This is a genomic window from Shewanella sp. TB7-MNA-CIBAN-0143 (assembly GCF_040310065.1).
Taxonomy (GTDB): Bacteria; Pseudomonadota; Gammaproteobacteria; order Enterobacterales; family Shewanellaceae; genus Shewanella.
In genome coordinates, this window is record NZ_JBEOPL010000118.1 from 1 (window position 1) to 261 (window position 261).

Genomic DNA, 261 nt, shown 5'->3' on the forward strand with positions numbered 1-261 from the left:
GCTCAAAGGCGTACACAATATTTAAGCGTTGATGCACAAGAATACCGCTTACTGAGTTTATTAAAACAAAACACACCCTTTGCACAGTTATGTCAATCCTGTTTAAATGAACTCCCAGGCGAGAAAATCGCTGGGTTTTTAATTACTAAAATTAATCAATGGCTTGAACGTGGTTGGTTAATTAGCGAGTGAGTTAAAACAATATAGTTATTTTTCGTTGCGAAGGAATTTTTTTGAAAGCCACCATATACACATTAATTG

At 34.9% G+C, this 261-nt stretch carries 1 pseudogene; it reads left to right on the top strand.

The annotated features are described in order from the left end of the window. A pseudogene (locus AAEY97_RS21345) lies at positions 1-192 on the top strand (DUF2063 domain-containing protein); the annotation flags it as partial. Positions 193-261: the final 69 nt, after the last annotated feature.